Origin of the sequence: Metasolibacillus meyeri (genome assembly GCF_003049505.1) — a bacterium.
In the GTDB taxonomy this organism is placed as follows: domain Bacteria; phylum Bacillota; class Bacilli; order Bacillales_A; family Planococcaceae; genus Metasolibacillus; species Metasolibacillus meyeri.
Window position 1 is genome coordinate 1 of the sequence record NZ_PYWN01000126.1, and the last position, 23,690, is coordinate 23,690.

The following is a 23,690-nucleotide window of genomic DNA, read 5'->3' on the forward strand; positions in this document are numbered from 1 at the left end:
AAAAGTTTATTCTACGTTTTTAAAAGTTTATTCTACGTTTTTAAAAGTTTATTCCAAATAAAGTTTTTCGTCTAACCCCTATAAAAATAGCAATTAATAATGCTGTTAATCCTTCTACCACCGGGAATGTCCACCAAATTGCTTGTGTGCCAAATGCTTGTGGTAATAGAAGTAGTACAGGAATAAATAATATGAAGCTACGTAGCAGCATGATTATTGTGGCAAGGCGAATTTTTTCAATCGATTGGAAAAACTCTGCAAATACCATATTCACACCGAGGAATATATAGCCAATCGCAAATTGTGCAAAGCCTTGAATTGCCATTAATTGCACTTCAGCTGTACTTTTATTTCCAAACAACCCCATTAGTTGAGACGGAAATAGCATGGCAATAATTGCTGTCAACAAGCCAAGAATCACCGCTGTTTTTACCCCGATTTTTAATAATGCGACGAGTCGTTTCGTCAATCTCGCGCCATGATGGTAGCTGACTAAGGGCTGTAATGCCATCCCAATACCGAGAAATACCGTTAATAATACAGCATGAATATAATTTACCATAGCATAGGCTGTAACCCCATTTGAACCTAAATAATGTAAAAATGTAATGTTGTAAAGAATAATAATAGCCGCCATAGATGCTTCTACAATAAAGCTTGGGAATCCCACTGTTACAATTCTTTTCATATCGCTGAAAGCAAAGAAATGACGCACAAATTTTAGCTCACTTTTTGGATTGAAAAAATGCAGAAACAGGACAAGCATTCCAATGATTGTGGAGAGTGCCGTTGCCAAAGCACAGCCTTTCACCCCATAATTCAGCATAAAAATGAAAATGTAATTAAAAATAATATTGAGCACAGATGTTGTAATAAGCCCCATCATAGCTAACTTTGGGCTACCATCATTACGAATAAAAATACTCAATAAATTCTCAATCGTATAAAACAGACCAAATAACAAAATAATATACAAGTATTGCTGCACATAAGGATAGGTCGTATGGTCAGCTCCAAAAATATAAGCCACTTCTTTTAAATTCATGAGTAGCAATACAACGATAGTTGCTACGATCCCAATCATCATAATAAAAGATAACGTAAAAATTTGGTGTGCACGCTTTCTATTGCCTTCACCAAGGGAGATTGAAAAGAGTGTAGCCCCGCCCATTCCAATCCAAAGAGAAATAGATAGTAAAATAGAAAAAATAGGAACCGCAATATTCACCCCTGCTAAAGCAGTTGCACCGACACCACGGCTAACGAAAATGCCGTCGACTAAAATATTGACAGACATTAATAGCATTCCAACCATTGCTGGATAAAGGTATGAAAAAAATAGCGGTCTTACGGGCCTTGTTTCGATTGCGTTAACGGTAGTCATAAAAAATGCCCCCCTTTACAATCGTTTTTTCTCCTTTAATATTTAGCTCTCTAGTGTCCCATTTACCATACAATCGAATCGATGTATGGCAGTGCATGGTGGGTGATAATAATTTACTAAACATTTTATCAAAACCTTTCTTTTTAGAATCAGCTATAATATAAAGTGTATAGTTACTATATAGTCAAGGGGGATACACATGTTTAATAAAAATATAAAATACTTTACAACTGGAGAGTTCGCAAAAATATGCAAAGTGAATAAACAAACGTTAATTTATTATGATCAAATTGGCTTGTTATCTCCGATATTCAAGGATGATAAAGGTTACCGCTATTATTCCATTGCACAATATGACCTTTTTAGCGTGATTGAGCTTTTAAAAACGCTCGGCATGTCCTTAAAGGATATTCAAAATTATTTAGCAGAGCAGTCACCCGAAACGTTTTTAGCATTAATGCGCCAACAGCAAGAAATTGTTGCGCGGAAAAGAAAAGAGCTAGAGTTGATTGAGAGTATGATAAAAGTAAAAATTGACTCGTTTGAGCTGGCAGCAAATATCAATTTTGACAAAATAACGATTGAGCGTTATCCAGAGACGACTTTTTACTTGAGTAGCAATATTGAAAATGCGACAGAGGAGCAGTTTGTAACGGCTGTTGCTGATTTTATTGATGAGCTAGACCGTTCACAGTTAGATACGGGGTATCCGATTGGAGGGATGACAAGGCGAGAGCAAGTGCTAGCTGGTAATTATACGAATTACAGTCATTTATATATGGAGCAGCCATCACCAAGGGAGGGGCATCCATATTTTAAGGCAATTGCTGGTAACTGTCTCGTTGGCTATCATATTGGAACAACAGAGACGTTATCAAAAACCTATGAACGCCTGTTTAAAATCATGGAGGAGCAAGGGTACGAGCTAGGACAATATGTATATGAAGAATATATTTATGATGCGATTGTCAAGGAGCGAGAAGAGGAGTATGTAACGAAAATTATGGTGGAAATAGAAAATGTAAGCGATTAAATTATTTATACAGATAGTTTTAATAATAATTTATTTTCAGAAAATGACGAATATAAATTATATAATCAAATTTCTAACAAATAATATTATACTTGAAAAATAAATTTAGATGCTTTAATGTAATGAAATATAGTTATTTGACGAGCTATTTATTGTCAGAAACTTTAGAAACATTAAACGGAAGAAGGCTTTTGTATGTATAGTAAAGATGAAATAGTCAAATCCGTTCCGCAAAAAGGTTTCTTTGGACATCCTAAAGGTCTGTTTACACTATTCTTTACAGAGTTTTGGGAGCGCTTTTCTTATTATGGAATGCGTGCCATTTTAATCTTTTACATGTATTACGAATTACATGAAGGTGGACTTGGCTTAGATCGTGTAACAGCGAACTCAATTATGGCGATTTACGGATCGTTAGTTTATATGTCAGGTGTAATTGGTGGTTGGTTAGCTGACCGCGTTTGGGGAACACGTAAAGCCGTATTTTACGGTGGTATTTTAATTATGTTAGGGCATATTATTTTATCGTTCCCTGGAGCATTAACCTCATTATTTATTTCTATGTTCTTCATTGTTATGGGGACAGGATTATTAAAGCCGAATGTATCAGCGGTTGTTGGTGATATGTATGCACCAAATGATAACCGCCGCGACGCAGGCTTCAGTATTTTTGTTATGGGTATTAACATGGGTGCTTTTATTGCACCATTAATTGTTGGTGCTATCTCTAAAAAATTAAATTTCCATTACGGTTTTGCAATTGCAGCTATTGGGATGTTATTTGGTTTAATTATGTTCTGGATGACTGCTAAGAAAAATTTAGGTTTGGCTGGTAGCGCACCAACAAACCCGATGGACAAGAATGATAAGAAAAAGGCAGTCCGCAATTTTGCGATAGGTATTGTTGCTATTATTGCACTTGGTATTGTTGCATATGTAACGGATAATTTAACAGTTGCAGCATTTAGTTTACTCATTACGACGTTAGGTATTGCATTACCGACTGCATTCTTTATTGTGATGTATCGTAGTCCAAAAACAACAGAGGATGAGAAATCACGTCTGTTAGCATATATTCCACTATTTGTTGCAGCGGTAATGTTCTGGGCGATTCAAGAGCAAGGCGCAACAATCTTAGCTACTTATGCAGATACGCGTACAAACTTAATGGTAGGCAGCTTTGAAATTCCAGCAGCTTGGTTCCAATCATTAAACCCATTATTCGTTATCGCGTTAGCACCGATGTTTGCATTGTTATGGGTGAGATGGGGAGATAAAGGACCATCGACACCAATGAAGTTTGTCTTTGCGTTATTTTTCGCAGGTCTTTCATTCTTCGTTATGGTGATCCCATCTGTGTTATCTGGCGGTGAAACGTTAATTAGCCCTTGGTGGTTAGTATTATCCTTCTTCTTAGTAGTAGTTGGGGAAATGCTATTATCACCTGTTGGTTTATCCGCAACAACAAAGCTCGCGCCAGCGGCATTCGCGGCACAAACGATGTCACTCTGGTTTTTAGCAAGTGCTGCGGCACAAGCCATCAATGCACAGCTTGTTCGTGTTTATGAGGTTGTGAGCGACGCTACTTACTTTGGCGTAGTCGGGGGAGCATCGATTGTTTTAGGTTTAATTTTATTAGTATGTACACCTTTGATTTCAAAAGCGATGCGTGGTGTCAAATAATTTGATAAAGCTACCGTATAAATTGGAAAATTTATACGGTAGCTTTTATTTTGATTTAGTATTTAGCTGGTTTTCAAACATCATTTAAACGAGCACCCTACATACTGACTGAGTAATTACCAAAAGAAGCTTATACAAAATAGGTCAATTAATCAATAGCATATTTTGGGTTAACTTTTACTAGTTAGCTCAGGAAAATTTGCTAAACATTAGTTAAAGTATAATTACTTGTATGAATATTCTGTTAAAAAGTGCTTTTCTACTATATAATATAAATTAAGCTGTGTTTACATAAGCGAAGTTAAGGGGGCTGTGAAGGTATGTTAGAATCTGTGGAAATTAAGCAAGTAGAAGCTCTAGAGGAACTGGAGCAAATTCGTCAATTAGAGCAAGCTATTTGTCAGGCAGCAACACCGATTTATCAGCTTACTGCATATATTCAAAATGGAGGATTTATATTAGGTGCATATGTAGATAATCAGCTCATAGGCTTTAATTATAGCTATGCAGGCTTTGCGGATGGAGATTATTATTTGTATTCGCATTTAACGGCTGTTACGAGAGATTATAGGGAACAGGGTGTGGCAGAGCTGCTAAAGCTTTATCAGAAGAATTTAGCGCGAGCGTATGGCTATAAAAAATGTAAATGGATTATTGACCCTCTTGAAGCCAGCCATGGGCATGGAAGCTTTACAAAACTGCGCGGTTATGCGGCGACTTATAAAACGGATGTTTATGGTCCATTACTGGAAAGCTACAATAGCAAAATTCCATCGGATCGTTTAGTTGTCGAGCGCTTATTGAATGATGATGATAGTGCACGTTGGGATGCACAAATAGAAGAGCTATTGGACGAGGCACATGAGCTAATCCCATGGACTTATACAGTGGATGGTTTACCGATGCTAGATAAGCAAGCACCGTTTGATGCAACGTTAAATTATTATAAAGATGCTTATTTAGTGCCAATTCCGCACTATTTTTCAAAAATAAAAGTAGAAAATCCATCGTTAGCGGAGGATTGGCGCTATAAAACGCGTACGATTTGTGAAGCGATGTTTAAACAGGGATATGTAATTGTTCATTTAACTAAAGGGCAAGAGCCAATGCATCATTATTTATTCGTGAAAAAAGCATTGTTTGCACTGTAAGATAGATGGGAGAATAGATTGAATGATTGAGTTATGGACAAATACCAATAAGGTTGATGTGCTTATGGATATATGGTTAAACACTAATATTGAAGCACATGAATTTATTCCAGCTGAGTATTGGCATGGGAACTATGAATTAGTGAAAAGGATGTTACCTGAAGCAGATCTCTATACATTTAGCCAAGATGGAAAAATAATTGGTTTTGCAGGTATTGTCGAGGCGTCCTATATCGCGGGTATTTTTGTCTTGAAAGAGTGGCAAGCACAAGGTGTAGGGAAAGCATTGCTTGACGTATGTAAAGCAAAGTATGATAAGCTAACGTTGGATGTATATGATAAAAATACAAGAGCCATTGCATTTTATAAAAATAATGGCTTTACAGTTGTATCCGAGTCCATTGATAACAATACGGGAGAAGTAGAATATCATATGGAATGGAAATAGTTAAAGGCTGTCGTATATGCGGCAGCCTTTAGTATTTAATGATGATGGTGGTGATGCTCAGGTGTTGCTTCTAATGTGCAAAGAATTGCTTCATCATGTGTGTGATTTGTCGGTTCAATTTGCAATGTAACATGATGAATGCCTTCGTGTTGTAGCAAATGCTCAATAGTATGGGTAATTTTATTGCTGTCAGCAACTGTGAGCTGTGCATCAACTACAATGTGGCAGGAGAAGGCATGTAAACCACTTGTAATTGTCCAAGCGTGTACATCATGTACGCCTTCAACACCTTCTATTTTAGTAATTGCTCCAACGAGTTCATCGATATTGATATCTACTGGTGTTCCTTCCATTAATACATGAATAGCTTTTTTAGCGACAAAATAACCGCTACGCAATACAAGTGCAGCTACAATAACACTTGCCAATGGGTCAGCCCAGCCCCAGCCGAAAAACATCATGAGCAATGCCGCAGTAATCGCGCCAACGGAACCAAGCATATCGCTAATGACATGTAAAAAGGCACCTCTCATATTTAAGTTTTCCTCTGTATCAGCGCCACGCATCATAATCCAAGCGACTAAAATATTCACAGCGAGTCCAATCGAGCTAATAATTAACATGCCTACTGTCGCTACTTCTGGCGGATATATAAAGCGTTCAATCGCTTCGTAAAAAATAATCAAGGCAATAGCAACTAATGTAACACCATTAAATAAGGCAGCCAACACTTCAAAGCGTTTATAGCCAAATGTTTTATTGTACGTAACAGCCTTTTCTCCAAGTTTAAAAGCAATCAACGCAATAGCTAATGAAACTGAATCACTAAACATATGTCCTGCATCTGATAATAGAGCAAGACTTTTCGTCATAACGCCACCAACTGCTTCTACGAGCATATATGATGTGATAATTAAAAAGGAAATGAGCAATATTTTTTTGTTATTGCTATGTGAATGATTATGGTCATGTGCCATTTGTAAACCCTCCTAATGTGTAGCATGTTCAATGGCTTGCTGTAGCAAGTTCATAATATGGTCATCATCCTTTGTATAGTAAAGCGTCGTACCTTCACGACGAAACTTTACTAAGCGTAAATTTTTTAAAAAGCGTAGCTGATGAGACACTGTTGATTGGCTTAAATCTAATGTTTCCGCAATATGATTAACAGAATGCTCACCACAGCAAAGTAAATTTAAAATGCGAATCCTTGTTGGATCACTTAATGCTTTAAACGTTTGGGATACAACAAATAAAGTTTCCTCATCTAAATGATTTAATGATTGTTCGTTCGTATTTGTCATGTATATGCACCACCTATATTTATATATGAGCATTTGCTCATATATAAATATATACGTTTTACGTAATTGTGTCAATTTAAGCAACTAACACTTTCATAAGATTTTTTTAAGATATTAGCGTTATACTTACTTAATAGACTGAGGAAGCAAGGGTTTTTTCTTTAGTAATCCGTATAGATTTATGAAGAAATGAACCGAATTTATCCTAATGGGTTGTTATAATAGTTTTTTAGAAATTTAAAATTTGTCCATCTGATATTCTTTTGTGATAAATTATTTTATGTAGTGAAATAGAGGTGAACCATAGGTGAAGCAGGTGTTGGTAATTAAGAATGAAAGGTCTTTAGCAAAGAAAATCGTAAGCGGTTTAAAGCAAGAAGGCTATTTCATTATAACACTTCACAATGAAAACAAAGGTTTAGATATAGTATATGAGCAAGATTGGGATATTATCATAGTGGATTGGGGTTCATTAAGTATCTCTGGACCAGAAATTTGCAGACAAATACGGCTGGTTAAAACAACACCGATAATCATTGTGAGTGATCATGTATCTAGCGTGGATTGCATAGTAGGATTGCAGGCGGGAGCAGATGATTATATAAGAAAGCCATTTGTGAAAGAAGAATTAGTAGCAAGGGTAAAAGTTATTTTAAGAAGAGGACACGGTATCCAGTCAAACGAGGCTGATTTTTTTCGATTCAAAGATCTCTTCGTAGATGTATCCCGCGCTATTGTCACAAAAGATGGCGAAAATTTCCCACTTACTAAGCGTGAGTATAACCTACTTGTATTTTTAATCAAGAATAAAAATACAATATTGAGCCGTGAAATGCTATTGAATCAGGTTTGGGGATATGATGTAGCAGTAAATCCAAATGTAGTGGATTTATATATTGGATATCTAAGAAAAAAGCTAAAGTGTGAGAAGAAAGACAGGTATATTCAAACAATACATGGCAGGGGCTATTCCATGATTGAATAGTAAAATAAGATAATAGGCAAAGTACAATTTGCCGCAGTAATTAATAGTAAACATAAGTGAAAAAACACGAGTGAAAACGGTTTCGACCAGTTGTGCTCGTGTTTTTTGTTTTGTTAAATCCGGTAACTAAACAGTTTCTAAAAGATATTGAAGGAATAGAAACGATAAAATATGTATTATTTTTGACATCTAATCAATGATTGATGAAAAAGGTAATTTAATTTCCCAACTTACATTTCTCACAAGATTTTCACAGAATTAAAGACTATACTATTCCACAGAACGTTCAAATGAAAATGATTATCAATAGCGATTGGAGGGGATAGCAATTACTATCCAATTCATTCTCTAGACTTCATCATTCTCAAAATAAATTACATCATAAGGAGTATATGTATGAAAAAATCAATGTTATTAAAGTTAGTAAGTATTCTAGCAGTTTTGTCTTTACTGTTAGTAGCTTGCTCAGATTCAAGTAAGGAAAGCAATGAAGCGAAGGAGACGAACGAAACGAATCAAGAGTCAAATTCTGCTGAAGATAATGGAAGTGAAGAGGCTGCTGAGCCTACGACAGTAGAAGTTACTGATATCCATGGAACTGTTACTGTTCCTGTAAACCCAAAGAATGTAGTTGCTTTGGATAATAGAACTTTTGAAACTTTAGAAAATTGGGGAATTGAATTAGTAGCTGTGCCAAAGGATGTAATGCCTGCGGATTCATCATATGTAAAGGATGAGTCAGTTCAAAATATTGGAAATCACCGTGAGCCAAACCTTGAAATTCTAGCAGCAGCAGACCCTGAACTTGTAATTGTTGGTCAAAGATTTGCTGACTATTACGAAGATATCAAAAAATTAGTACCAAATGCCACTGTGATTGATCTTAGCTTTGATGTTTCTGTTGAAGCTGGTGCACCTGGAGAAAACTTTGTAAACGGGTTTAAGGATACTACAATTGCTTTAGGTCAAGTTTTTGATAAAAATGACGAAGCTAAACAATTGGTAGCTGATTTTGATAAAGCTATTGAAGATGCTAAGTCGGCATATAATGGAACAGATACAGTGATGAGTGTGATTGTTTCTGGTGGAAATATTGGTTTCTCAGCTCCTCATTCTGGACGTGTTTGGGGTCCAATGTATGAAATTTTCGGATGGGTTTCAGCATTAGACGTTGACGGTTCTTCGTCAGATCATCAAGGTGATGAAGTTTCTGTTGAAGCAATCGCACAAAGCAATCCTGATTGGCTTTTCGTTTTAGATCGTGATGCTGCAATAGCTGGCGAAGAAGAATTAGTACCTGCTCAGGATGTTATTGATAACTCACCAGCTCTTCAAAAAACAACTGCTGTTTCTAAAGGACAGATTATTTATGCACCAGCGGATACTTACACAAATGAATCTATTCAGACTTATATAGAGTTATTTGAAAACCTTGCAAATACTTTAGCTAAGTAGTGTGAAGGAGTTTAAAATAGTGCCGAAAAATGTAACTTCTAGGGTTGAGAATCTTTCTCAACCCCAGTTTTATAACCACAATAAAATATGGACAAAATCTTTTATAGTAGCGATTATAGTTGTTGTTATTTTAGGCATTATATCACTGTTTACTGGTGTTTACGATATACGTGGACAAGAGGATGGAATGGAGATGTTTTTCATCACTCGTGTTCCAAGAACAGCGGCATTAATGCTTACTGGAGCTGCAATGGCAATGGCAGGGCTCGTTATGCAACTGCTTACACAGAATCGCTTTGTTGAACCTACCACAACAGGAACGATGGAATGGTCAGGTTTAGGGTTGCTTCTTGTTTATTTATTAGTTCCAGCTCCAACTTTAGTTATGAGAATGACAGGAGCTATCATTTTTTCTTTTATAGGTACGATGATTTTCTTTTTATTTTTAAGAAGAGTGAAGCTTCGATCGTCTTTAATTGTCCCGATTATTGGACTAATGCTTGGTGCAGTCATTTCTGCAATTTCCACTTTTGTTGGACTTCTTTTTCAAATGACGCAAAGCATTGAAAATTGGTTTGTAGGCTCATTTGCAGCTGTTCAGGTAGGTAGATATGAATATCTATGGCTAATTATTCTCGTAACGTTGCTTATTTTTCTTTATGCCAATAGATTGACTTTAGCTGGACTAGGAGAGGATGTCGCAACAAGTTTAGGTGTTAATTACAATAGAGTCGTGTTTGTAGGTACTGCTCTTATTTCTGTTGCAGTTGGAATTGTTGCCGCAGTTATTGGAAACTTACCTTTCTTAGGTTTAATTGTCCCAAACATTGTTTCAATGTTTAGAGGTGATGATCTTAGGAGCAATTTACCTTGGGTATGTCTGTTAGGAATGGGAACTATAACTGCTTGTGACATCATTTCTCGAACGATTATCATGCCTTTTGAAGTACCTGTTTCTTTAATACTTGGGACAGTGGGAGCAATCGTATTTATTACTATTTTATTGAGACAAAGAAAACCAAGGAGGCTAAGATGAGTACATTGGAATATAGAAATAAAGAAAATGTCGAAATCGATTCTAGCCTCCATCATAAAAATAGGTCAGCTAGGGCTTTTCGTTCAAAGAAAGAAGAAAAACGTTATTGGATTTTGCTGATTACATTTATTACTCTTGGTCTCCTTGCTTCATATGGACTTTTAGTTTATAACAATCCAGTTCCAATCGATTCACCTTCTTTTATCCCAGTTGTGATGAGAAGGATTGTAGCGCTTGTTGCAATGATTATTGCTGCGGTTTGTCATAGCTTGTCAACCGTTGCTTTCCAATCGATTACAAATAATAGAATTATAACGCCTTCACTTTTAGGCTTTGAATCACTTTACTCAACAATACATACGAGTACAATATTTTTCTTTGGTGTTGGTGCATTAATCAATTTTAGTGGTATTGGCTCATTTGTTTTTCAAGTTATCCTGATGGTCTTGATGAGTTTGATCCTTTATGGATGGCTACTTTCGGGGAAATATGGAAATTTGCAACTTATGCTTTTGGTCGGAATCATTATTGGCACAGGGCTGAATTCTGTGTCAACTTTCATGAGAAGACTCCTTGCACCTTCTGAGTTTGATATTTTACAGGCAAGATTGTTTGGTTCTGTCAATAATGCTGATTCTGCATATTTCCCTATTGTCATTCCGATGGTAATCATTGTAGCATTATTAATTATTGCTCATTCGAAAAAATTAAATGTATTGTCACTAGGAAAGGATGTCTCTACTTCTTTCGGCGTTAGACATCAATCTAGTGTAATTTATACGCTGATATTAGTTGCTATTTTAATGTCAATTTCAACAGCTTTGATTGGACCGCTTACTTTTTACGGATTTTTAGTAGCAACTTTGAGTTATCAAGCAGCGCCAACTTATGATCATAGATATATTTTTCCAATGGCTCTCGCTATAGGATTTTTAATAATAACGAGTGCATACTTTTTGATGTATCATGTATTTAATGCGCAAGGTGTAGTGTCAGTTATTATCGAACTATTTGGTGGAATTATATTTTTAATTGTAATTTTAAGGAAGAGGGCCCTATGATAAAAATTGATAATGTTAGAAAGTTTTATACTGATGAGGTAAAAATAGGACCTTTGAATATTGAAATACCAAAAGCAGGTTTTACTTCTTTAATTGGACCCAATGGTGCTGGAAAGTCTACGACACTGTTAATGATTGGTAGGCTTTTGGATATGGAAGAAGGTCAAATCCAAGTGGCAAATATGGATGTTTCTGAATCCAAATCAAAAGACTTAGCTAAAATTTTGACGATATTGCGTCAAGAAAATCATTTTGTTACAAGGCTTACGATTAGACAACTAGTTGGATTTGGACGCTTTCCTTATTCAAAGGGAAGATTAACTAAAGAAGATGAGGCTATTATTTCTAAATATATCGACTTTCTAGAATTGACTGATTTAGAAAATAGATATTTAGATGAGCTTTCTGGTGGCCAAAGACAAAGGGCATATGTAGCAATGGTTTTATGTCAAGAAACAGAATATGTACTTTTGGACGAACCTCTGAATAATCTCGATGTTGCTCGTTCTGTTCAAATGATGGAGCATTTGAGACGCGCAGCAAATGAATTTGGAAGAACCGTTCTGACGGTTATGCATGATATAAATTTTGCAGCCAAATATTCTGATAGAATTTGTGCGATGAAAGATGGACAAATTGCTGCTTTCGGAACAGTAGAAGATGTGATGGATTCAAAAATTTTGACAGATATTTTTGAAACAAAAATAGAAATTATCGAAGGTCCTTATGGGCCAATCGCTGTATATTAGTTGTGAAATTTTTCAAGATAGACATTAGATATCGAAAAATAAATTTACAATCAGAGGCATCTAAAGCTGATGATGTATTAAAGGGGTATAAATAATATGTTTGTACAAATTAAACGTATCGTTGTCACTGAAGGAAATTCGGATAAGATTGTAGCACGTTTCGGTGCAAAGCCTGGAGACGAGCCATCTTTACTTGAAAAGCAACCCGGCTTTATCGATAAGCAAGTATTAGTAAAAAAAGTTCGCCGTGGTGATGAAGAAGTGCTTGTCGTGGTTCGTTGGGAATCAGAGGAAGCATGGAAAAATTGGGAAAAGAGCCCCGAGCATGTCGCTGGTCATAAAGCGAGTGCAGGTCAACCGAAACCAGAGTTTGTCATTGAAAGTGGACAAGAAGTATATTATGTAAAAGGTTAAGAAAAGTGCGTTCGAAATTTATTTCGAACGCTTTTTTAGAATAAATCACAAGATAATTTGAAAAGGGGAGTTAGTATGAGTTTTGATATAACGTCAGCACATACAAATTATACGTATAATATTAATGTCTACGTACCAGAGGTGGATATGCCAGAGGGTGGCTTTTCAGTTGTATATGTATTGGATGGTTCTTCGTATTTCCAATTTGTGAAGGAGATTGTCCGTTTACAAAGCATCAATGCGGCCAAAACAGAAGTTTTCCCTTCAATTATCGTTGGAGTTGGTCATGGAGAAGATATGAGAATGCGTAGATTTTATGATTTTACAGCGCCAGCGGAGAGCTATGTTTATCCGGAAAAATATAGAGGAGCGTTTGATGGGCAGCATGGAGGAGCAGAGAATTTCAGTCGATTTTTAGAGGAAGAATTGAAACCGATTATCCAAGCCGACTATCCAGTCAATACAAATAAACAAGTATTGTTTGGGCACTCGCTAGGAGGTTACTTCGCACTTTGGCAGTTATTCAATGCACCAACGAGCTATCATAAATATATTGCGATTAGCCCTTCTATTTGGTGGAATAATCATGAGCTATTCCAATATGCAGATACGTTTTTAGATGCGTATAGTGAGCTGAATGCCCCATTATTTGTAGGCGTTGGTGGATTAGAAGAGTTTATGGTTGATGATGCCCAGAAGATGGCACAGCAATTAGGCAAAGCAATGGACACGACATTTTATGTTACACCAGATGAAAATCACGGCTCGGTTGTGCCAACGATTATGAGTAGAGCATTCCGTTTTGTAAATAACTAATAGAAAGCACTTGAAATCAAGTTTTTCACCTTGATTTCAAGTGCTTTTGTTTTTTGCGTGCGAAATGGAGCTTTTAATGTGCGAAAAGAGTATCTTAACGTGCGAATTTAGATTCTTTGCGTGCGAAATTCCTCTTCTTACGTGCGAATCATTACTTTTAACCTATTTCACATTCGGATAAATCATCGTTTCCGGATCTACATATTGTTCGAATTGTTCTTCTGTTAATAAGCCAGTTGCGATTGCAGCTGCTTTTAATGTCGTGCCTTCTTGATGAGCTTTTTTCGCGATCTTCGCTGCATTTTCATAGCCGATATAAGGATTTAATGCCGTCACGAGCATTAAAGAGTTTTCTAAATTATGCTGTAACACATCCAAGTTTGGCTCAATGCCTTCTGCACAATGATTATTAAAGGATTTCATGGCATCTGCTAAAAGCTGTGTAGATTGCAGGAAGTTATATAAAATAACTGGCTTGAATACATTGAGCTCAAAATTTCCTTGTGAAGCAGCAAAGGCAATTGTTGCGTCATTACCAACAATTTGTGTGACAACCATTGTTAATGCTTCGCTCTGTGTCGGATTCACTTTACCCGGCATAATCGATGAGCCAGGCTCATTTTCTGGAATTGTAATTTCACCAATACCTGAGCGTGGGCCACTTGCTAGCCAGCGTACATCATTGGCGATTTTCATTAAATCAACAGCTAAAGCTTTTAATGCACCGTGTGCAACAACTGCTTCATCATGGCTGGTTAAGGCATGGAATTTATTTGGTGCTGATATGAACGTTTTGTTTGTTAATTGGCTAATTTCTGCTGCTACGCGTTCGCCAAATTCAGGGTGTGCGTTAATCCCTGTACCAACAGCTGTGCCTCCAATGGCTAGCTCCTTCATATACTGAATATTATGTTCAATCATGCGCTCAGATTTCTCAAGCATCGCAACCCAACCGCTAATTTCCTGACCTAATGTTAAAGGGGTTGCATCTTGTAAATGCGTACGTCCAATTTTAATAATGTCTTTGAATTTTTCAGCTTTATTGGCAAGTGTCCCTTTTAAAAGGCGTAAGCGAGGTAGCAAATAATCTTCTACCTTTAAAACAGCCGCAATATGCAAAGCTGTAGGGTACGTGTCATTCGAGCTTTGTGATTTATTGACATCATCATTAGGGTGGATAATGGCTCCTTCACCGACCTCTTGTAGAAGCTGATTCGCTCTGTTGGCAATAACCTCATTGACATTCATATTTGTCTGTGTCCCGCTACCTGTTTGCCAAACAACAAGGGGGAATTGGTCATCCCATTGACCATATAAAATTTCATCTGCAACTTGTCGAATCATTTGTGCCTTTACAGGTGATAACTTGCCTAGCTGCTCATTGACAGTAGCTGCACTTTTTTTCAAGATGGTCATTGCTTGAATCAGTTCGATTGGCATTTGCTCTGTGCCAATTTGAAAGTTCTCTTTGCTGCGCTGTGTTTGTGCGCCCCATAACTTATTTGCAGGTACTTTAATTTCACCCATTGTATCTTTTTCAATACGGTATTCCATTGAAAACAGCTCCTTTAACATTAATTTTCCCTTATCGTGTAGTGAAGAAACATTATTTAAATAATTCGGGATACATTTCTTTCGCTAATAATTCCATGCCATCGATTGTGTTGTAGCCATAGCCAAATAAGTAGTTATAATCAACAATATAAATGGCCTTGTTTTTAATTGCCTTCATGCTTGATAGCTTAGGGTTTTCATAAATTGCATCACGTACATGTGATAAATCAGAGCCATCAAAATTTGGTAAAATTAATACGTCTGGATCTGTAGAAATAAGTGTTTCAAGACTTACATCACCTGTTATGTCTTTGAATACATTGTCTAATTTCACCATATTAAAAGCAGCGTGGAAAAATGATTCACCATGTGCTGACCAAACATATAACTCCTTTGGATCGTTTGTATGCAAGTAAGCAAATGTTTTATTTTCTGTAATACTTTCTAAACTTTTGGCAATGGCATCCTCTTTTGCTTTTAATACATCAATAAAGCTTTGTGCCTTGTCTTGTACGCTGAAAATGTTACCGAGATTTTCGATGTCTTTATAAATAGAAGCATATGTACCACCTGTTACAGATGATTCTAATACATATGTTTTGATGCCCATTTCATTTAATGAATCGACTGTACCAACGCCCCAATCTGCATTGTCAAACAGTCCGCCTCGACCATATACTAGGTCAGGGTTTGTACCAAGTGTTACTTCTTTACCAACATAGCCATCACTGATAATAGTTAGCTTTGCATAGTCATCAGCGACTGTAGGGTCTGGTGCACCAAAATCTGCACTAACACCAACGATTCTATCGCCAAGCCCTAAATGTAATAATAATTCAGCAGCAGGGCGAGTATTTGCCATAATGCGTTCAGGTGCTTTATCGAATACTTGCTCCTTCTTCGTCCATTCACTGCCACCTTCAGCCTTTGCAAAGTTTTCAACTGTTAAAGGATAGTGTGATTCAGATGCTGCTTCTTCTGTTTTCTTATCTGATGAATTGCCACATGCCGCTAGCAATAGCATTGTTGCTAAGCCGATGCCAAGTAATGTTTTCTTTTTCATAGTGATCCTCCTAAGCCATAAGCAAATCCTAATCCGTTTGTTACGGGATTGATGTATGTTTGGCATTTTATTTGATATAAAGCTTCGATTGTATCTGGTGTTAATACTTCAGTAGGTGTACCATGTGCATAGATTTCGCCATTTTTAACTGCATAAATATAATCGCAGTAATGTGCAGCCATTTCTAAATCATGAAGGGCAGCAAGCACACCAATATTTAATTCCTTCACACAGGATAGGATTTCAATTTGATAACGAATATCTAAATGATTCGTAGGCTCATCTAAAATCATAAATTTAGGCTGCTGGGCAATAGTTCTCGCTAAAATAACGCGTTGCTTTTCACCACCTGATAAGGATAGGAAGCTACGTTCTTTATAAGATTGTAAATTGGTGCGTGCCAATGCCTCCTCTACAATCTCATAATCCTTTCCTGTATCCGATTCGAGCATTTTTTTATGCGGTGTTCTACCTAGCATAACCATTTGGTGGACGGACAAATCGAAATGCATTTCATTAAATTGTCCAACGACACCTAGTTGCTGCGATACTTTCTTTTCAGGTGATTTCAACACGTTTAAATCATCTAAAAATACGGTTCCTTGCTTTGGTGTCAAGCTTTTATAAATGCTTTTCAGCAAGGTGGACTTTCCGCAGCCATTTGGGCCAATTAAACCGACGAATTGCTTCTTTTTCACGATGACAGAAATATTTTTCACAATGTCCTTTTTTCCAAATGTGACGGCAATGTTTTGTGCTGTTAATTTCATCGTTTACCCTCCAAAATTATAGCCTTTTTTAACAATCATATAAATGAACAGCGGCGAACCAATAACAGATGTAATAATACCGATTGGCAGCTCTACATTGGCAATAAGCGTTCTTGATAGTATGTCTGCCCAAATCATAAACAGACCACCTAATAGCAATGTGCCGAGCATCAGTCGCTTATGGTCAGCCCCAAAAATACCACGTGCAATATGTGGAATAATTAAACCGACAAAGCCAATCATTCCTGCATAAGCAACCATTGTTCCTGTGACAAGCGCTGTTAACACCATATAAAGCTTACGGAAAATACTTAAATTAATGCCTAGTGTAATAGCCGATTCATCGCCCAGTAGCATCGTATTTAAAATGCGATGTTGGAACAAGAAAAAGGCTGCGCCAAGCACAACGACGATGATTAAAATCGGTGTTTTTTCCCAACTAGCAGAAGCTAAGCTACCCATAGACCAAAACGTAACTGTTTTAATTCCTTCTGCATTATTCGCAAAAAAGATAATCAAACTAGAGAAGGAGCCACAAAGAGCACCTATTACTACTCCTGATAAGACAAGTTTTACAGATGTAGCTTTTCCACCGATACTCGATAATAATAAAACGGCCATTGAGGTAAACATTGCTCCTGTAAAAGCACCAAAGGCAACACCGAATTGAGCTAGTAGGGCATTGCTTCCAAATCCAATAAGTATCGCGAAGGTTGCACCTAATGAAGCTCCTGAAGAAATCCCCAGTATGTATGGATCAGCAAGAGGGTTTTGCACAACTGCTTGCATCACAACGCCACATAATGCAAGACCAATTCCGATGAGTAAAGCAAAAATGATGCGTGGCATCCGCACTTGCAAAATGATGTTCAAATAGGATTCATGTTGCACATGCTCGAGTGAGCCTAATTTGCCATTTGTAACGGTGTGCAAAAGGATTTCCATCGATTGCCTGAACGGTATACTGACTTGTCCAATTGATAAAGAATAAATAGCCGATACGATAATGGCGCAAATTAATAACAAAATGAGTAGATAGTAAAGCTTGCTACTACTGGATTGTTTTAAAGATTGTGTATTCAAAGGGAATTCCACCTCAACATTCTACTGATAATGATTATCATTATCGACTTGTTCATTTTAATTCATATTGTTTAAAAAAACAATATCGATTTTTCAGATGTTGAGTGATGAAAAATAAAAATATTTTTTATGGCAATGAAAAGCGTTGAAACATCTTATTTTTCTTAGCATAATAAGTGAGGAGATAGTGACAGAAGACGATTGAGCAGTATATGTTAATGTATATAGTGCTATTTCTATACGTTGTGAAATGGTTTTGAAAAGGGGATATGCACATGTTTGTTCAAATGAAGTACTTTATTGTCTTGGCAGGTAGTTCATATAAAGTTATAGAACGCTTTGTACGTAAGCAAAATGAAGGTCCATCCAGCATGGAACAACAGCAAGGCTTTTTAAGTCGGGAATTATATGTGAAAAAAGTAGATGTGAATAAAGAGGAAGTTGTCGTGTTGATTTATTGGGCATCTGAAGCGCAGTGGCAAAATTATAATGATTGTCTTCCTGTTAATGATAGGCTACAAGTTGAGCAAGCTGAATTGGAGAAGTTAGACTATATTTTTGAATGCTCCTATACAAATTATCGAGTAAAAGGGGGAGTGTAGATGAAAAAATGGATTTATGGCTTAGCAGTTCTTACGTTAGGTTTGTTCGTTATGCTACGTTTCACATACGAGGCTCCATCATTCATTGCTTTTGATGAAAAATGGGCAAATTTACTTGGTGGCAATGAATTAATTATTTTTTTCCATTATATTGGTGAACCAATTTTTGTTGTCATTGTGGCATTAATACTTGTTTTTTGGCAATGGAGAAAAGGAAATTATCGCGCAATTGTACTTGTATTATTAACGGTTGCAGCAGGCAATGTGCTCAATCAATTATTGAAAAAATGGATTGAGCGTCCACGACCAGAGATTGCGGATCAATTATTATCTTTTAGCTTCCCATCAGGGCATTCCATGACAGGTGCTTTATATTTATTAACGATCGCTTATTTACTATCAGAAGGCTTAGGCCGCAGCAAAAAGGCATTACTTGTTTGGCTTGTTGCCCTTATTTTAGCATGCTTCATTGGACTATCCCGTATTGCAGAGAGCCGCCATTTTGCAACAGATGTGTTAGCAGGCTGGAGCGCTGGGTATACGTGGTTTATCATTTGCCTGATTTGGTATCAGCGTGGAAAGAAGAAAGATGCTGTATAAACTGGCGAGAAAATGGGATGATCCTGTTTTCTCACCAGTTTTTTAAAGTTGGGCTATTTCATAAAACATTGCCTAATAAAATAAAATTGTCCTAAGGAAACTTTTTGCGTATAATACGATTAACCTAGTTAAAGAGAGAGGAAAAGTTTATGGATGGAAATGTATTATTAGCACTGGGTTTAACACTTTTTGCAGGTTTAGCAACAGGAGTAGGTAGTTTAATAGCATTTTTTACAACGAGAACAAATACAAAGTTTTTATCTGCTGCGCTTGGTTTTTCTGCTGGCGTCATGATTTATGTATCGCTTGTTGAAATTTTTGTCAAGGCGAAGGATTCTTTAACGGCGGCTCTCGGTGCAACGAATGGTTACTGGATGACACTCGTTGGATTTTTTGGAGGCATACTTTTTATTGCACTTATTGATAAATTTATTCCAAATAAAAACAACCCTCATGAAGTACGTACTGTTGAAGATGTCAATGCAGTTGAAAGCCGACCTCATACAGATGCAGATAAATTAATGAAAATGGGAACATTTACAGCGTTGGCGATTGCGATTCATAACTTTCCTGAAGGGATTGCTACATTTATGTCTGCATTGCAAGACCCGAATTTGGGAATTGCGATTGCAATTGCTGTTGCGATTCATAATATTCCAGAAGGTATAGCCGTTGCAGTACCAATTTTCTTTGCAACAGGCATTCGGATGAAAGCATTCCGCTTATCGCTATTATCAGGTTTAGCAGAGCCAGTTGGCGCAGTAGTTGCTTATTTAATTTTAATGCCATTTTTAAATGATGTCATGTTCGGTGTTGTGTTTGCTAGTGTAGCAGGTATTATGGTATTTATCTCGTTAGACGAGTTATTACCAGCCGCTAAAAAATATGATGAAACACATATATCTATTTATGGTTTAGTTGCCGGAATGGCTGTAATGGCGATTAGTTTGGTGTTGTTAGGGTAATGATTTAAGCAAATTATACAAAGAAACTGGCTGATCTATGATGTTCAGCCAGTTTTTTTGTGTTTAAATATAAATATCTCGATCCCAAAAGCGTTGTTTCGCAACGTTTTGAATGAACTGTTGTGAGAAGTTTGGATTTGCTGTTGCAAAAAGAATGCCTTCGCTTGCTTTGGCTCGAGTAGCATTGAAAAATGGCACACCTGTTGTAGCGATGCCGATAGGCTTGTAGTTTTGGTAAACTTGACGAATAAAGGCGGTCATATCGCTATTAAATTTCGCCTGATTTGTGGATGTTCCACCGACGACATAGAGTGCATCATAAAGAACGGGTGATGTTGTTAAAAAGGTTGCATCTACTTCAAAAGTTTGCCCATTTGCTGCTTTTACAGGTTCAAATGTTTCTGCAATAATTTGATAGCGGACGCCATAACGTTTAAATTCTCTCATTACTTGCTCTAGCTCCTGCGCATTAAATTGATTGCCAATAATAATAGCTGTGCGCAATGTTTGAGGAACGAATACAGTATTTTGTTGGCTGAGTGCGGGGGAGGATGCTGTGACATTGACTTGATGATTTTGTGGCTTATTTACTGCTAGACGTTCAGCGAGTGTTGTTGCTAATGCATAGTCAATATGTGCAAGCATATCGACTACCTGCTGTCTAACGCTACGGCTTTCTACTTTGCCTAACTCGAAGGAAAAGGCATCTAAAATATGTTGTTTTTCTGGTGGCGACATACTGTTCCAAAAGAGTCGTGCTTGTGAAAAGAAATCATCAAAGGATTTGCTACGTCCTTGGATTACACGTCCTTCTACTTTTTCAGGGTAATGCACATAGCCACCTTCAGCTGCAGTACTTGTGGCAGGTGTATTATTGGCTAAAGAGTTTTTATGATAGCTTACTCTACCTGTATTAATCATTTGACGGCTAAAGCCATTACGTTGGTTATTATGGAAAGGGCAAAGAGGACGATTAATTGGTATTTCGGTAAAGTTTGGCCCACCTAGGCGCAATAGCTGTGTATCTAAATAAGAAAATAGACGCCCCTGCAACAGTGGGTCATTTGAAAAATCAATACCAGTGACGACATTTCCTGGATGGAAGGCAACTTGCTCTGTTTCTGCAAAGACATTATCGACATTGCGATTTAAAGTGAGTTTGCCAATTTTTTTCACAGGAATCAGTTCCTCTGGCCAAATCTTTGTCGCATCTAGTATATCGAAATCATATTTAAATTCATCTGCTGGATCCAGCATTTGTACACCAAATTCATATTCTGGGTAAAAGCCTGCGTCAATTGTTTCCCATAAGTCGCGACGCTGGAAATCGGAGTCGGCACCGCCAATTTTTTGTGCCTCATCCCATATCAATGAATGAACACCAAGCACAGGCTTCCAATGGAATTTCACAAACTTACTTTGCCCTGATGCATTCACAAAGCGGAAAGTATTGACACCAAAGCCTTCCATCATTCTGAAATTTTTCGGAATAGCTCTGTCAGACATAATCCACATAATCATGTGGGCTGTTTCTTGATTGTTCGCAACAAAATCCCAAAATGTATCATGTGCAGAGGAGGCTTGAGGTATTTCATTGTGTGGTTCAGGCTTGACTGCATGGATAATATCAGGGAATTTGAGGGCATCTTGAATAAAGAAGACAGGAATATTGTTACCAACTAAATCAAAAATCCCTTCTTCCGTATAAAATTTCACCGCAAAGCCGCGCACATCCCGTGCTGTATCGTTAGAGCCTGAACTGCCGACAACAGTTGAAAAACGCACAAAAACAGGCGTCTTTGTACCCGCCTTTTGTAAGAAATGAGCTCTTGTATATTCAGACATCGATTCATATAGCTCAAATTCACCATGAGCTGCATATCCTCGCGCATGCACAACCCTTTCAGGAATACGTTCATGGTCAAAATGCGTAATTTTTTCACGAAAATGAAAATCTTCCATTAACGTAGGACCACGCAACCCAGCTTTTAAAGATTCCTCATCATTGGATATCCTGACCCGCTGATTTGTCGTCATCTTTGTACCATCATTATTTACTTTGTATTCGTTGAGTTGCTGTAGCTTTTTATTTTCGTTATCATGATTGTCCTTCATAAAATCCTCCTTAACAATGCTTTGTACAGCCTATGAATGGAGGAGGGAAGTTATGAGAGTGCCTGGCACGCAAACAATTCTGAAAATTAACCACAATTAAAAGCCCAAGCTCAGTATGAACAGAGTTTGGGCTTTGGGTTAAACAGATTTTGTTAACTTAACTAGCAGACGTGGTATTTTCAGAGGCGATTGTGAAGGCTTCGTTAAGATGCTTAGCATTTTCTACTTCATCAATAACAGCTACTGCAAAGTCGGCATGACTAATATAACTATTAAGCTGTGAATTTTTTAATAAATAATCATATCCAGTAATATAGTGGCCTGTGCGTGGACCTTCTGCGTCAAACATGCGCGCAGGGCAAATAAAAGTCCATGTAATAGTGGACTGTTGCAAGTGTTGTAAATGTTGTAGCTGATATTGAGCGGTAGCCGTTAGTTGTGCTGGATAATCCTCACTGTCGAGTAAGCGCACGATTTTATCTTTATTTGTAAATAAGCAACCTGAGCTACCAATGTCGATTAAACGGGTTTTTGTTGGTTGTAAAATGGATACTAAATGCTTGCCAGCATCAACATATAAATGCTCCTCACCGCTTTTCGGTGCAAAGGCATTAACAATGCAGTCAAACACATCAATATCAGCCGTTGTTAAATCAAATAAATCCTTTTCTAATGTTTGCACGTTTTCTTTCAATGTAGCTTGATTACGTACAACGGCTGTTGTATCATACTCTCTCATAATTGACTCTCTTAATATATTACTACCCGCTTGTCCAGCAGCTCCAATAATGGCGATTTTCATGAACATTTCCCCTTTCGTCAATCGAGTGTTAGTACTATACCCGATTAGAACGAAAAGTATGCATAATATAAAATAAACTTTGGAAAACATGGAATAAACCAAGCGTAAATCTATTTCATTAAAGCGCACTTCATATAGACAGTTTTAAGAAGACAGTACCCAAACTTTATATCGATCACCATTTGATTGTGTAACCACTTTGAATTCTTTTATTTGTGCGAGCCTAAAAGCTAAGGAATAAGATATTTTATAATCCGGAGTATCATAACCGTCATATAATCTAGCATATATTTCATTAGCTATTGAATATAATATTCTCTTTATTCCATCTACGGACCATTTGTTAATCTCCTATCATTTAAAAAATCAGCGTGTCTAGAAAGGTAAAATCACTTTTGAATATTCTTGTTCAAAAGTAACTGTTCGCCCGTAAGATAACCAGTTCGCTCAAATCAATTACGCCTCGGCGTAATTGCGTCGGAAGTTTGGGACTCCCTCTGATGTCATTACTTTTCTGGCATTCATCCCGCCACTTATGGCAGTGTGGGACTTCTGTATCTGCTACTACGCTTTCGATACAAAAAGAATTTGTCGCTGACGTTACACTTTCGCGACAG

General features: G+C 37.1%; 23 protein-coding genes. 14 read left to right on the forward strand and 9 right to left on the reverse strand.

The window, feature by feature from the left end; genetic code table 11:
• Positions 1-40: 40 nt before the first annotated feature.
• Positions 41-1,384, reverse strand: a complete 1,344-nt coding sequence (locus tag C9J34_RS16735; protein WP_107841322.1) for an MATE family efflux transporter — start codon at positions 1,382-1,384, stop codon at positions 41-43.
• A gap of 199 nt (positions 1,385-1,583) precedes the next feature.
• Here C9J34_RS16735 and C9J34_RS16740 point away from each other — a divergent pair, with 199 nt between their 5' ends.
• The 4 genes from C9J34_RS16740 (at position 1,584) to C9J34_RS16755 (ending at position 5,699) form a co-directional block, all read left to right on the forward strand.
• Positions 1,584-2,417, forward strand: coding sequence for a MerR family transcriptional regulator (locus tag C9J34_RS16740; protein ID WP_107841323.1), 834 nt, complete (start codon positions 1,584-1,586; stop codon positions 2,415-2,417).
• Between the two features lie 195 nt (positions 2,418-2,612).
• Positions 2,613-4,100 carry a peptide MFS transporter gene (locus C9J34_RS16745; protein ID WP_107841324.1) on the forward strand — a complete coding sequence of 496 codons (1,488 nt, stop codon included), beginning with the start codon at positions 2,613-2,615 and terminating at the stop codon, positions 4,098-4,100.
• A 320-nt stretch (positions 4,101-4,420) separates the two neighbouring features.
• Positions 4,421-5,251 carry a GNAT family N-acetyltransferase gene (locus C9J34_RS16750; protein ID WP_107841325.1) on the forward strand — a complete coding sequence of 277 codons (831 nt, stop codon included), beginning with the start codon at positions 4,421-4,423 and terminating at the stop codon, positions 5,249-5,251.
• Between the two features lie 22 nt (positions 5,252-5,273).
• On the forward strand, positions 5,274-5,699 hold the full coding sequence (locus tag C9J34_RS16755; RefSeq protein WP_107841326.1) for an N-acetyltransferase: 426 nt from the start codon (positions 5,274-5,276) through the stop codon (positions 5,697-5,699).
• A gap of 35 nt (positions 5,700-5,734) precedes the next feature.
• Here C9J34_RS16755 and C9J34_RS16760 read toward each other — a convergent pair whose 3' ends face one another.
• Positions 5,735-6,676, reverse strand: coding sequence for a cation diffusion facilitator family transporter (locus tag C9J34_RS16760; protein WP_107841327.1), 942 nt, complete (start codon positions 6,674-6,676; stop codon positions 5,735-5,737).
• A gap of 12 nt (positions 6,677-6,688) precedes the next feature.
• The gene (locus C9J34_RS16765; protein WP_107841328.1) at positions 6,689-7,003 is read right to left on the reverse strand and encodes an ArsR/SmtB family transcription factor; all 315 of its coding nucleotides are present in this window, start codon (positions 7,001-7,003) and stop codon (positions 6,689-6,691) included.
• Positions 7,004-7,310: 307 nt separating this feature from the next.
• On the opposite strand from C9J34_RS16765, the gene C9J34_RS16770 reads away from it, so the two are divergent.
• From C9J34_RS16770 to C9J34_RS16800, 7 genes are all read left to right on the forward strand, one after another.
• Entirely contained in the window at positions 7,311-7,988 is a 678-nt protein-coding gene (locus C9J34_RS16770; protein ID WP_107841329.1) for a response regulator transcription factor, read from the forward strand.
• A 396-nt stretch (positions 7,989-8,384) separates the two neighbouring features.
• On the forward strand, positions 8,385-9,443 hold the full coding sequence (locus C9J34_RS16775) for a siderophore ABC transporter substrate-binding protein (protein WP_107841330.1): 1,059 nt from the start codon (positions 8,385-8,387) through the stop codon (positions 9,441-9,443).
• A 19-nt stretch (positions 9,444-9,462) separates the two neighbouring features.
• Positions 9,463-10,479 carry an ABC transporter permease gene (locus tag C9J34_RS16780; protein ID WP_107841331.1) on the forward strand — a complete coding sequence of 339 codons (1,017 nt, stop codon included), beginning with the start codon at positions 9,463-9,465 and terminating at the stop codon, positions 10,477-10,479.
• A complete protein-coding gene (locus C9J34_RS16785) occupies positions 10,476-11,540 on the forward strand; it encodes an iron chelate uptake ABC transporter family permease subunit (RefSeq protein ID WP_107841332.1) in 1,065 nt (354 codons plus the stop codon). The genes C9J34_RS16780 and C9J34_RS16785 overlap by 4 nt, the downstream gene beginning before the upstream one ends.
• Entirely contained in the window at positions 11,537-12,289 is a 753-nt protein-coding gene (locus tag C9J34_RS16790; RefSeq protein ID WP_107841333.1) for an iron ABC transporter ATP-binding protein, read from the forward strand. Before C9J34_RS16785 ends, C9J34_RS16790 begins: the two co-directional genes overlap by 4 nt.
• A 96-nt stretch (positions 12,290-12,385) precedes the next feature.
• Positions 12,386-12,703: an antibiotic biosynthesis monooxygenase family protein gene (locus C9J34_RS16795; protein WP_107841334.1), complete on the forward strand. Its 318-nt coding sequence runs from the start codon at positions 12,386-12,388 to the stop codon at positions 12,701-12,703.
• 75 nt (positions 12,704-12,778) lie between these two features.
• The gene (locus C9J34_RS16800) at positions 12,779-13,519 is read left to right on the forward strand and encodes an alpha/beta hydrolase (RefSeq protein WP_107841335.1); all 741 of its coding nucleotides are present in this window, start codon (positions 12,779-12,781) and stop codon (positions 13,517-13,519) included.
• Between the two features lie 162 nt (positions 13,520-13,681).
• Here C9J34_RS16800 and fumC read toward each other — a convergent pair whose 3' ends face one another.
• From fumC to C9J34_RS16820, 4 genes are read right to left on the reverse strand one after another with little or no spacing between them, the layout of a single operon-like run.
• Positions 13,682-15,073, reverse strand: a complete 1,392-nt coding sequence (fumC, locus tag C9J34_RS16805; protein ID WP_107841336.1) for a class II fumarate hydratase — start codon at positions 15,071-15,073, stop codon at positions 13,682-13,684.
• A gap of 52 nt (positions 15,074-15,125) precedes the next feature.
• A complete protein-coding gene (locus tag C9J34_RS16810; protein WP_107841337.1) occupies positions 15,126-16,136 on the reverse strand; it encodes an ABC transporter substrate-binding protein in 1,011 nt (336 codons plus the stop codon).
• Positions 16,133-16,906: an ABC transporter ATP-binding protein gene (locus C9J34_RS16815; protein ID WP_107841338.1), complete on the reverse strand. Its 774-nt coding sequence runs from the start codon at positions 16,904-16,906 to the stop codon at positions 16,133-16,135. Before C9J34_RS16815 ends, C9J34_RS16810 begins: the two co-directional genes overlap by 4 nt.
• Positions 16,907-16,909: 3 nt before the next feature.
• Complete coding sequence (locus C9J34_RS16820; protein ID WP_107841339.1) at positions 16,910-17,989, reverse strand: FecCD family ABC transporter permease; 1,080 nt, start codon at positions 17,987-17,989, stop codon at positions 16,910-16,912.
• Positions 17,990-18,264: 275 nt separating this feature from the next.
• On the opposite strand from C9J34_RS16820, the gene C9J34_RS16825 reads away from it, so the two are divergent.
• The 3 genes from C9J34_RS16825 (at position 18,265) to zupT (ending at position 20,156) form a co-directional block, all read left to right on the forward strand.
• Entirely contained in the window at positions 18,265-18,591 is a 327-nt protein-coding gene (locus tag C9J34_RS16825) for an antibiotic biosynthesis monooxygenase (protein ID WP_193769054.1), read from the forward strand.
• Positions 18,592-19,191 carry a phosphatase PAP2 family protein gene (locus C9J34_RS16830; RefSeq protein WP_107841341.1) on the forward strand — a complete coding sequence of 200 codons (600 nt, stop codon included), beginning with the start codon at positions 18,592-18,594 and terminating at the stop codon, positions 19,189-19,191. It begins immediately after the preceding gene.
• Between the two features lie 149 nt (positions 19,192-19,340).
• Positions 19,341-20,156 (forward strand): zinc transporter ZupT, encoded by an 816-nt coding sequence (zupT, locus tag C9J34_RS16835; protein ID WP_107841342.1) that lies wholly within the window; start codon positions 19,341-19,343, stop codon positions 20,154-20,156.
• A 63-nt stretch (positions 20,157-20,219) separates the two neighbouring features.
• Here the strand turns inward: zupT and C9J34_RS16840 are convergent, their stop codons facing one another.
• Positions 20,220-22,271: a catalase gene (locus C9J34_RS16840; RefSeq protein WP_107841343.1), complete on the reverse strand. Its 2,052-nt coding sequence runs from the start codon at positions 22,269-22,271 to the stop codon at positions 20,220-20,222.
• Between the two features lie 157 nt (positions 22,272-22,428).
• The gene (locus C9J34_RS16845; protein WP_107841344.1) at positions 22,429-23,073 is read right to left on the reverse strand and encodes an NAD(P)-dependent oxidoreductase; all 645 of its coding nucleotides are present in this window, start codon (positions 23,071-23,073) and stop codon (positions 22,429-22,431) included.
• Positions 23,074-23,690 lie beyond the last annotated feature (617 nt).

What these genes read in the sequence shown, in the direction of transcription:
- C9J34_RS16735 (WP_107841322.1), bottom strand. Translation starts at nt 1,384, where the DNA reads ATGACTACCGTTAACGCAATCGAAACAAGGCCCGTAAGACCGCTATTT.
- C9J34_RS16740 (WP_107841323.1), top strand. Translation starts at nt 1,584, where the DNA reads ATGTTTAATAAAAATATAAAATACTTTACAACTGGAGAGTTCGCAAAA.
- C9J34_RS16745 (WP_107841324.1), top strand. Translation starts at nt 2,613, where the DNA reads ATGTATAGTAAAGATGAAATAGTCAAATCCGTTCCGCAAAAAGGTTTC.
- C9J34_RS16750 (WP_107841325.1), top strand. Translation starts at nt 4,421, where the DNA reads ATGTTAGAATCTGTGGAAATTAAGCAAGTAGAAGCTCTAGAGGAACTG.
- C9J34_RS16755 (WP_107841326.1), top strand. Translation starts at nt 5,274, where the DNA reads ATGATTGAGTTATGGACAAATACCAATAAGGTTGATGTGCTTATGGAT.
- C9J34_RS16760 (WP_107841327.1), bottom strand. Translation starts at nt 6,676, where the DNA reads ATGGCACATGACCATAATCATTCACATAGCAATAACAAAAAAATATTG.
- C9J34_RS16765 (WP_107841328.1), bottom strand. Translation starts at nt 7,003, where the DNA reads ATGACAAATACGAACGAACAATCATTAAATCATTTAGATGAGGAAACT.
- C9J34_RS16775 (WP_107841330.1), top strand. Translation starts at nt 8,385, where the DNA reads ATGAAAAAATCAATGTTATTAAAGTTAGTAAGTATTCTAGCAGTTTTG.
- C9J34_RS16785 (WP_107841332.1), top strand. Translation starts at nt 10,476, where the DNA reads ATGAGTACATTGGAATATAGAAATAAAGAAAATGTCGAAATCGATTCT.
- C9J34_RS16790 (WP_107841333.1), top strand. Translation starts at nt 11,537, where the DNA reads ATGATAAAAATTGATAATGTTAGAAAGTTTTATACTGATGAGGTAAAA.
- C9J34_RS16795 (WP_107841334.1), top strand. Translation starts at nt 12,386, where the DNA reads ATGTTTGTACAAATTAAACGTATCGTTGTCACTGAAGGAAATTCGGAT.
- C9J34_RS16800 (WP_107841335.1), top strand. Translation starts at nt 12,779, where the DNA reads ATGAGTTTTGATATAACGTCAGCACATACAAATTATACGTATAATATT.
- fumC (WP_107841336.1), bottom strand. Translation starts at nt 15,073, where the DNA reads ATGGAATACCGTATTGAAAAAGATACAATGGGTGAAATTAAAGTACCT.
- C9J34_RS16810 (WP_107841337.1), bottom strand. Translation starts at nt 16,136, where the DNA reads ATGAAAAAGAAAACATTACTTGGCATCGGCTTAGCAACAATGCTATTG.
- C9J34_RS16815 (WP_107841338.1), bottom strand. Translation starts at nt 16,906, where the DNA reads ATGAAATTAACAGCACAAAACATTGCCGTCACATTTGGAAAAAAGGAC.
- C9J34_RS16825 (WP_193769054.1), top strand. Translation starts at nt 18,265, where the DNA reads ATGTTTGTTCAAATGAAGTACTTTATTGTCTTGGCAGGTAGTTCATAT.
- C9J34_RS16830 (WP_107841341.1), top strand. Translation starts at nt 18,592, where the DNA reads ATGAAAAAATGGATTTATGGCTTAGCAGTTCTTACGTTAGGTTTGTTC.
- zupT (WP_107841342.1), top strand. Translation starts at nt 19,341, where the DNA reads ATGGATGGAAATGTATTATTAGCACTGGGTTTAACACTTTTTGCAGGT.
- C9J34_RS16840 (WP_107841343.1), bottom strand. Translation starts at nt 22,271, where the DNA reads ATGAAGGACAATCATGATAACGAAAATAAAAAGCTACAGCAACTCAAC.
- C9J34_RS16845 (WP_107841344.1), bottom strand. Translation starts at nt 23,073, where the DNA reads ATGAAAATCGCCATTATTGGAGCTGCTGGACAAGCGGGTAGTAATATA.